General features: G+C 68.0%; 7 protein-coding genes. 5 read left to right on the top strand and 2 right to left on the bottom strand.

Annotated elements, in window-relative coordinates:
- Positions 1-374 precede the first annotated feature (374 nt).
- Both ACZ6KY_RS20095 and ACZ6KY_RS20090 read left to right on the top strand, forming a co-directional pair.
- Positions 375-1,232 (top strand): helix-turn-helix domain-containing protein, encoded by an 858-nt coding sequence (locus ACZ6KY_RS20095; protein WP_365871691.1) that lies wholly within the window; start codon positions 375-377, stop codon positions 1,230-1,232.
- A 282-nt stretch (positions 1,233-1,514) separates the two neighbouring features.
- The gene (locus ACZ6KY_RS20090; protein WP_469311620.1) at positions 1,515-1,724 is read left to right on the top strand and encodes a DUF397 domain-containing protein; all 210 of its coding nucleotides are present in this window, start codon (positions 1,515-1,517) and stop codon (positions 1,722-1,724) included.
- Positions 1,725-1,890: 166 nt separating this feature from the next.
- Here ACZ6KY_RS20090 and ACZ6KY_RS20085 read toward each other — a convergent pair whose 3' ends face one another.
- Complete coding sequence (locus ACZ6KY_RS20085) at positions 1,891-2,742, bottom strand: hypothetical protein (RefSeq protein ID WP_469311619.1); 852 nt, start codon at positions 2,740-2,742, stop codon at positions 1,891-1,893.
- 179 nt (positions 2,743-2,921) lie between these two features.
- Here ACZ6KY_RS20085 and ACZ6KY_RS20080 point away from each other — a divergent pair, with 179 nt between their 5' ends.
- The 3 genes from ACZ6KY_RS20080 (at position 2,922) to ACZ6KY_RS20070 (ending at position 7,380) form a co-directional block, all read left to right on the top strand.
- Positions 2,922-4,559 carry a recombinase family protein gene (locus ACZ6KY_RS20080; RefSeq protein ID WP_469311618.1) on the top strand — a complete coding sequence of 546 codons (1,638 nt, stop codon included), beginning with the start codon at positions 2,922-2,924 and terminating at the stop codon, positions 4,557-4,559.
- Positions 4,560-4,648: 89 nt separating this feature from the next.
- Positions 4,649-5,434, top strand: coding sequence for an SDR family oxidoreductase (locus tag ACZ6KY_RS20075; protein WP_469311617.1), 786 nt, complete (start codon positions 4,649-4,651; stop codon positions 5,432-5,434).
- 374 nt (positions 5,435-5,808) lie between these two features.
- Positions 5,809-7,380: a sodium:solute symporter family protein gene (locus ACZ6KY_RS20070; RefSeq protein WP_469311616.1), complete on the top strand. Its 1,572-nt coding sequence runs from the start codon at positions 5,809-5,811 to the stop codon at positions 7,378-7,380.
- Between the two features lie 56 nt (positions 7,381-7,436).
- On the opposite strand, the gene ACZ6KY_RS20065 is transcribed toward ACZ6KY_RS20070, so the two are convergent.
- The gene (locus tag ACZ6KY_RS20065; RefSeq protein ID WP_469311615.1) at positions 7,437-8,552 is read right to left on the bottom strand and encodes an ADP-ribosylglycohydrolase family protein; all 1,116 of its coding nucleotides are present in this window, start codon (positions 8,550-8,552) and stop codon (positions 7,437-7,439) included.
- Positions 8,553-8,697: the final 145 nt, after the last annotated feature.

Raw genomic sequence — 8,697 nt, 5'->3', positions numbered from 1 at the left:
TGTGTGTCCCCCCCCTCCCCCCCTCCCCCCCCCCCCCCCCCCCCCCCCCCCCCCCCCCCCCCCCCCCCCCCCCCCCCCCGCGGCCGCATCCGAGGACAGCCCGTCTCCGAGGAGACCGCGTCCGCCCCGACAGCCGGACGACCGGCCGGCCGGGGCCCCGTCGGCGACCCCTCGGATCTCTCGGATCTCTTAGGGTGTACGGGAGTTGACGTGCCCGCGAGGGCGGCACACGGCCGCGTATACACGCCGAATCTGCGAACTTGCGCCCACCCAGCGCATATACGCCGTTTCCCAGCGGTAGAAAGCACCTTGGTGGCAATCTGCTCAACAGCAGATACGCAAAGTACAGGCCCGCAGCCGGAGGTGCACGTCCCGTGGCGTCAAGTGTCAATCCCACCGTCCGGCGGCGCCGGCTGGGCCAGGAGCTGCGCCGGCTCCGTGAACTCAAGGGCATGACGGCCGAGGAGGTCGCCGAGCGCCTGCTGGTCTCGCAGTCGAAGATCAGCCGCCTGGAGAACGGCAGGCGCAGTATCAGCCAGCGCGATGTCCGCGATCTCTGCGGGGTCTACGAGGTCGAGGACCACCGGATCGTCGACTCCCTGATGCAGATGGCCAAGGACTCGCGCCAGCAGGGCTGGTGGCACTCCTTCGGCGACATCCCGTACAGCGTCTACATCGGTCTGGAGACCGACGCCGCGAGCCTGCGCGTGTACGACCCGCAGGTCGTCCCGGGTCTGCTGCAGACCCGGCAGTACGCCGAGGCGCTGATCGCGGGGGCGCTGCCGGAGACCGCGCCCGCCGACATCGACAAGCGCGTCCAGGTGCGGCTGAAGCGGCAGGAACGAATCTCCGCCCCGGACAACCCGCTGCGCCTGTGGACCGTCCTCGACGAGTCCGCCCTGCGCCGCGCCGTCGGCAACCGCTCCCTGATGCGCGAGCAGTTGGAGTACCTCGTCGAGCAGTCCCAACTGCCGCACGTCACCGTGCAGGTGATCCCCTTCGACATGGGCGCGCACCCGGGCCTGAACGGCCAGTACGCGATCCTGGAGTTCCCCGACGCGGCCGACTCCAGCGTCGTCTACATCGAGGGCGTGACGAGCGACCTGTACCTGGAGAAGGCGAACGACGTCCAGAAGTACAGCGTGATGTACGAGCACCTGCGGGCGCAGGCCCTGAACGTGGAGCAGTCGCGCCAGTTCATCGCGGACATCGCGAAGGAATACGCGCGCTGAGTGTGCCGGGGGTGGCCTCTCGAGGCCACCCCTGCGATGAGCGGCCGGACCATACACTGTCACCGCCCCGGCATGGAAGACCCCAATGGAATATGCCATCCAGTCGAGTGAATAGTCGCTTCGCCAGCCGATGTTGGCGAGTAGCGTCGATCACGCCATCGAGCAACAACGTTGGCGCGATCCGGACCGCGGGCCTCCTGACGGATCCGCAGTCCGGTGACAGTGCGCCAACGGCTTCGTTGGCGGCAACTCATCGACGAACGACTGTTTTCTGGAGCGATCATGGCAATTCAGCAGGGCGCCCTCGACACCTGGACCAAGTCTTCCTACTCCACCGGCAACGGCGCCTGCGTCGAGGTCAAGTCCCCGGTTCTCTCCGCGCTGGCCGTACGGGACTCCAAGGTCCCCGCCGGACCCACGCTCGCCTTTCCCGCGGACGCGTGGAACACCTTCGTGGCCGAGGTGAGCCGAGGGGCATCCGACCTCGTCTGACCCACATGACCGACATAACTTCATACGCTCCAACGACAGAGCCCTCTCGACCGGCCCGCCGTCCTGGCCGAGGGGGCTCGGCCCCTTTTTTGGGCTCGGTTCGCCTCCGGGGCGCAGAAGCCGGTGCCGACGCGCCCCTTCGGCTCACTCGCCGTAGGGCACCCTTCTAGCGCAGCCGGTCCACGTAGATGTCCGTTCCCGGCACCGTGGGGATGAACGGGGCCACCAACTCCACCCGCCCCAGACCCGATTCGGCCACGGCCCCGTCCAGGCCCGTGAAGCACGCCTCCCAGCAGTCGCGCGGATCCGTCTCCAGGAACCACAGCAGGGTCAGCCGCGTATCTACACCCTCGACCTGTTTGACGTAGGTCATCCGGTCGCCGGGGAGCGGGGTCGGCCGGAAAAGGGTGACGAGGGCGGCGGGTGAGCCGGCCAGCCGCCCGGGGAGATGACGGGAGCGCAGCCACTCGAGCAACTCGGCGCGCTGGGCAGCCGATTCGGCGTCGACGACCTCAACCACGAGGCCCGCGTAAGGGTGGTCGAGGGCGTGGAAGTCGCGGGGTCCGGCGGCGCCGTCGCGGTAGACGGTGGCCTCGTGGTCCTGGAAGGCCGTGAAGACATGGGTGCGTCGGTGGAAGACGCGCCCGTCACGGTTGAGCCGCTTGTTGATCCCGACGGTCCACCGCATGTGTTCCTCATAGCGGCCTGAGGTCATCCAGTAGACCGTGACATAACAGCCGTCCGTGACAGGCTGGGCAACCGCCGACTCGGCTGGATACCGCAGGAGTTGCAGATCCCGCGTGGCCACCCAGCGTCGCCCCGAGTACATCCAGGGCATGGCCATGGCTCCCGCGATGAAATGATCATCTTCATACCATCTGTGGTAAGCGCGTTCGTGCCCAGGATCGGGTTCGACCATCGTGATCAACGCATGCCCGACATCCACACCGTAGGGCCCGACCGACGCCAGCTTGCCGTACAGATCCGGATAGGTCTCTTCGCGTCCACCGTCCTGCATGCGCACTCCCCACCTCTCCCGAAGCCACCCTCAAGCATTTCTGACGATACGTCAGATCCTGAACAGTGGGAACGGATGTGCGGCAAGTCGCTCAAACAGGCGATGTGCACTCAATGCGACCAAACATCCCGTTGAAGGAACTACGTTCAGGGGCGCATCGCACCACTTTGGGAGGACACATGACCACGTTCAATGGCACAGCGACGGAACGGGCCGACGTTGTGTCGTGGGACGGAGTGACAATCCCGGAGCGCGTACGCAACCGGACCTTGGTCGCACTCGCCGTGGACGACTCGCTGCGCGCCCACGTTCCACAGCGGCCCGGCTGCTATCTCCGCACCTCTCGGGACCGTCAAGGCGATGAGAAGAGCCTCACCCTCCAGTTCGACGACGCCGAGGCGAAGCGCATCGCCCAACACTGGGCACCATTCGCCGAGATCTACCGGGAGAGCGACACCAGCGCCTTCAAGAAGACACGGACGGTGCGAGCGGACGGCTCAGCCGACTGGGTCGTCGTCCGCCCCGAGTTCAGGCGTATGCTCGGCGATCTCCTGTCGGGACATATCGACGGGGTGGTCTTCTACGACACTGATCGACTGGCTCGACAGCCGAGAGACCTCGAAGATCTGATCGACGTCATCGAGTTCACGAAGCGCCCCACAGTAGGCGTCACAGGCGACCTCAATCTCATCTCTGACGCGGACAGACACATGGCGCGAATGCTGTGCATCATGGCGCTCAAATCGTCGCAGGACACGTCGCGGCGCGTCGCGCGGAACCATCTGGCGGACGCGACAGCGGGTGAACTGACGGGTAGGACGCCGTACGCGTGGAACTCGGACGGCACTCTTCGACCCGACCGTGCCCGTGTGGCCCAGCGCATCTACAAGCGGTTCGCGGAAGGCGCCACCATCACGGGTATCGCCCGCGAACTCAACCGCGACGGAATCCCCTCACCACGAGGCGGGAAATGGGCTCAACCGACCGTGAAGGCAATCCTGACCAACCCCCGATACTGCGGCTTCGTCTCGTACGAGGGGAAACACCGCACCGAAAGCCAGCGCCAGCGGGATGGCTGGGGACGCGTACTCGTCGGGCAGGACGGTCTTCCCGTAGTCGGCAAGTGGGACCCGGTCATCCCCCGAAAGCTATGGGCGGACACACAGCTCGAGCTGGACCACCGCAGGATGCTCAGCACCGAGAAGGGAATCCCCCACAACCTCGAGGGGCTCAACCATCGCAAATACCTGTTCACGGGGTACTTGCGGTGCGGGATCTGCAAGGCCTCGATGAGCGCCAAACGGGTCGCGCAACGTGGGCACGTCATCTACTACTGCCCAGGCCGAGTCCGCAACGCATGCGGCAAGGTCAGCCGCCGCGCGGAGCCAGTGGATCAGCATCTGGAGAAACTGGTCACCAAATGGGAGGGCAAGCGGACTGCACCCGCCGCCGCGCTTCCTGAAGTACCGCAGGACATGGAGACTCGGATTTCGGCGATCCGTGTGCGCAAGCAGACCCTCATCACCGCATGGGCCACAGGCGACGAAGCGGTCTCGGACCTGCGCCCGGACGACTACTGCCAGACGATCGCCGTCATGAACGCCGAACTCGACCTTCTGGAACGGCGAGCCGTTGAGCACGAGATGACCACAGACGCGACGCGGCCACGCGACTACGCCGCCGAGTGGAGGGACGGAGGCTTCGAGCAGCGCCGCGCATTGATCGGCGAGATCTTCACGGCCATTCATGTCATGCCGTCCGGCAAGGGGCGCGCCCCTTTCAACCCGGCCCACATCTGCCCCATCTACGCGAACTGAGTCACACATGCATGTAACTGGCTTTCTCTTTCGGGTGCCCCTACCCTGACGCCCCGTCAGACAATGCGTCAGAGCCGGGGAGGCCGCAGATGTCACTGCTCGCGGGGAAGACCGTCGTCGTCTCGGGTGTCGGGGCCGGGCTCGGTCATCAGGTCGCGGCGGCCGTGGTGCGCGACGGGGGCAACGCGGCACTGGGGGCTCGTACGGAGGCGAATCTCGCCAAGTCGGCGGCCGAACTCGACCCGGACGGCGCGCACACGGCGTTCCGCGCGACGGACATCACCGACGAGGGGCAGTGCGACGCGCTCGCGGCCCTCGCGGTCGAGCGCTTCGGGCGGATCGACGCGGTGGTCCATGTCGCCGCCTGGGACAGCTACTTCGGCGGCCTGGAGGACGCCGACTTCGCGACCTGGCAGTCGGTCATCGACGTGAACCTGCTCGGCACGCTGCGGATGACCCGCGCCTGCCTGCCCGCGCTGAAGGAGCGCGGCGGTTCGGTCGTCATCATCGGCACCCAGTCGTCGGTCGCCGCGCCGAGCCAGGTGCGGCAGGCGGCGTACGCGGCCTCCAAGGGAGCGCTGACGAGCGCGATGTACTCCCTGGCGCGGGAGCTCGGTCCGCACCGGATACGGGTCAACACCGTGCTGCCCGGCTGGATGTGGGGCCCTCCCGTCGAGGCGTACGTGCAGTTCACGGCGTACACCGAGCAGGTGCCCGAGGCGGACGTCCTCAAGCGGCTCACCGAGCGGATGGCGCTGCCCGAGCTGGCCACGGACGGGGACGTCGCGGACGCCGCGGTGTTCCTGGCGTCCGACCGGGCGCGGGCGATCACGGGACAGTCCCTGCTCGTGAACGCGGGCGAAGTCATGCGGTAGGCGGTACGGCCGGCGCGGCTCCTCTCCCAGGCGCACGGGACCCGCATCCCGTACGGCTGTCGATGTGTCATCGCTGTTGTGGGTCTGACGAAGTGCCCGCTCATGGTGTGGTCCACGTCACGAGCACGACAACCGCCCGACAGGTAAAGTGGAAGCAAAATCGTTCTGCTTTCTGATCTGTGTTCATATCTGTGACCGCGCAAGGTCTTGACCGGCCGGTCGGACCAGCGGTTCAATCCCCGAAGTCCCCTCTCCCGCACGGGGGCGCCGCCCTCCCCCAACTCTCGGCTTCGTCGAGCAGGGGGACCCACGCGTACTGGCGAAGTGCCGTCCGGTACCTGCAGGTTCACAAGGCGGACCCCTGGAGGGGGCACATGAACGGTCTCGACTGGGCCGTCCTGGTCGCGTATTTCGGTGTGATGACCGCGATCGGGGTCTGGTCCCACAAGCGTGTGGGCGATGTCAGCGACTTCTTCACCGCGGGCGGCAGGATGCCGTGGTGGCTGTCCGGCATCTCGCACCACATGTCGGGCTACAGCGCGGTGATGTTCACCGGCTACGCCGGCATCGCGTACACCTACGGCATCACCTCGTACGTCACCTGGGCGCTGCCCATCGCCATCGGCGTCGCCATCGGCGCCAAGGCCTTCGCGCCCCGGCTCAACCGGCTGCGCTCACGGCTGCACGTCGCCTCACCCCTCGAATACCTCAAGGACCGCTACAACGTGCAGACGCAGCAGGCGCTGGCGTGGTCCGGCATCCTGCTGAAGATCGTGGACGTCGGCGCGAAGTGGGCGGCCATCGCCACCCTGCTCAGCGTCTTCACCGGCGTCACGCTCACCCAGGGCATCGTCATCACCGGCGGCATCACGGCGGTGTACTGCACGATCGGCGGGCTGTGGGCGGACGCGCTGACCGAACTCGGCCAGTTCGTCATCCAGTTGCTGGCCGGTCTGTCGATGCTGATCATCGCGCTGAACAAGATCTCCGATCAGGGCGGTCTCTCCAAGGCGCTGGACTCGCCGAAACTGCACGGTCACGGAGACGGGTTCGCGGGCCCGTATCTGACGGTGTTCTTCATCGCGTACCTGTTCATCAAGCTGTTCGAGTACAACGGCGGCATGTGGAACCAGGCCCAGCGCTACATGGCCACCAAGAGCGCCAAGGACGCCACGCGGTCGGCGTTCCTGTCCGCCGGGCTGTGGTTCGTGTGGCCGGTCATCCTGTTCATCCCGATGTGGCTCTCGCCGCTCCTCGTCACGGCGCAGAAGCCGGACGGCTCGGACGCGTACGGCCTGATGGCCGACCAGCTGCTGCCGCACGGGCTGCTGGGGCTGGTCGTCGTCGGCTTCTTCTCGCACACGATGGCCATGTGCTCCTCGGACGCGAACGCCATCTCGGCCGTGTTCACCCGGGACGTGGCGCCGGTGCTCTCCAGGACCGCGCGCGCCTGGGACACCCGGGCGGGGCTCATCGCGGCCCGCGTCACCACCGTCGCCTTCCTCGGCTTCTCCATGGCGGTGGCGACCCAGGTCAACTCCCCCACGTTCAAGGACATCATCACCATCGTCATCAAGTGGGTGGCGGGGCTCATGGGACCGATCGCGATCCCGTTCATCCTGGGCCTGCTGCGGCCGTTCCGTAAGTCCGGCCCGACAGCGGCGCTGACGAGCTGGGCCTGCGGTCTGCTCGCCTTCTTCTTCGTCAACTACAACCTGGACTTCTCCCAGCGCACGGACGTGAAGCTGGAGTACCAGGTCTCCGTCCCGATGGTCATCTCCCTCGTCCTGTACATCCTCATCGGCTTCCTGAGGCCCGAGGACACCCCGGAGCGGGACGCGATCATCGAAATGATCAACACGGACGACGACGGATCGGCCACCGCCGCGATCCCGGCCCCGGCGGAGGCACCGGACGAGGTGGTGGGCACTCCGGTGACGGACTAGCGCGGCGAGAAGGACGACAACCGCTGAAGGGACCGGGACGTACGGGCCGGGACGGTTCAGGCGCGCGGGTAGCGGGCGAGCCAGCCCGGGGACGAGCCGGCGGGCCCGTGCAGCGCGGGCCCCTGGGTCATCTCCATCGCGAAGTCGTCCGCGAGGACCAGGACCGTGGGACGGCCCTCCAGTTCGGCCAGCCAGGCCGGCGGGAGGGCCGTCTCGCCGTGCAGGGCGCCCAGCAGGCCGCCGGTGAGGGCGCCGGTGACGGCGGAGGGACCGCCGTGGTTCACCGCGAGGCACAGACCGTGCCGGACGTCCTCGCTGACCAGCACGCAGTACACCGCGACGGCGAGCGCGCCCTCGGCGGAACCGTCCCCGGCGAGTTCCTGGACCCGGGCCGGTGAGGGCATTCCCTGCCGTACGGCGCCCAGCGCGTGCTGGAGCGCGTCGGCGACCGGCTGGTGCCCCGGGCGGGTCGAGAGCAGCGCGAGAGCCTGCTGGACGGCCGCGTCGAGGTTCTCGCCGCGGGCGAGCGCGTGCACGATCACGGCGTACGCGCCCGCCGTCAGGTAGGCCGAGGGGTGGCCGTGGGTCTGCGCGGCGCACTCGACGGCGAGCTGCATGACGAGCTGCGGCTCCCAGCCGACGAGCAGCCCGAAGGGCGCGGAGCGGGCGGCGGCCTCGGGGCCCGGCTCGCCGGGGTTCTTGGGCGCGTCCAGCGTGCCCATGATCTCGTCGGCGAGGCCGAGCAGACAGGCCAGGGCCGGGTCGCGGCGGGCGTAGAGCCACTCCTCGCGGGCCAGCCAGCCGTCGTCCTTGCGGCGTTCGTCGGGCCCCCAGTCGCTCTGGGTGGCCGCCCAGCGGCGATAGGCGCGGTGCACGTCGGACGGCGGATGCCAGGCGCCGGTGTCACGACGCACCTGGGCGCGGACGAGCCCGTCGACGCTGAACAGGGCGAGCTGGGTGAGGTGCGTGACGGCGCCGCGCCGGCCGTACACGGGGGCCAGGTCGAGAAGGCCCTGCGCGCCGTGCGCCTCCCGGATCCCGTCCAGGGAGAGCCCGTCGAGCGGGGCGCCCAGGGAGTCGCCGACGGCCGCGCCCAGCAGCGTCCCGCGGACCCGGCTGCGGAAGTCCTGCTGCTCCCCACGGCCCCAGACGGCACCGGCTGTCGTACCCACCGAGACCTCCTGAGGCACCGTCTCCACGACCGACAGCTCAGCACTGTAATCGAACGGGAACGGTCGGTTGAGGTGGCGGATCCATATACGGGACGTGATCCCAGTGGTCCCAAGTGGTCAGGTATGAGCGGCATTCCCCGATTCC

The sequence above is a fragment of the Streptomyces sp. NPDC042002 genome (assembly GCF_055588305.1).
Note: the sequence above shows the minus strand (reverse complement) of the source record. Positions and strands in the feature narration are given on the sequence as shown.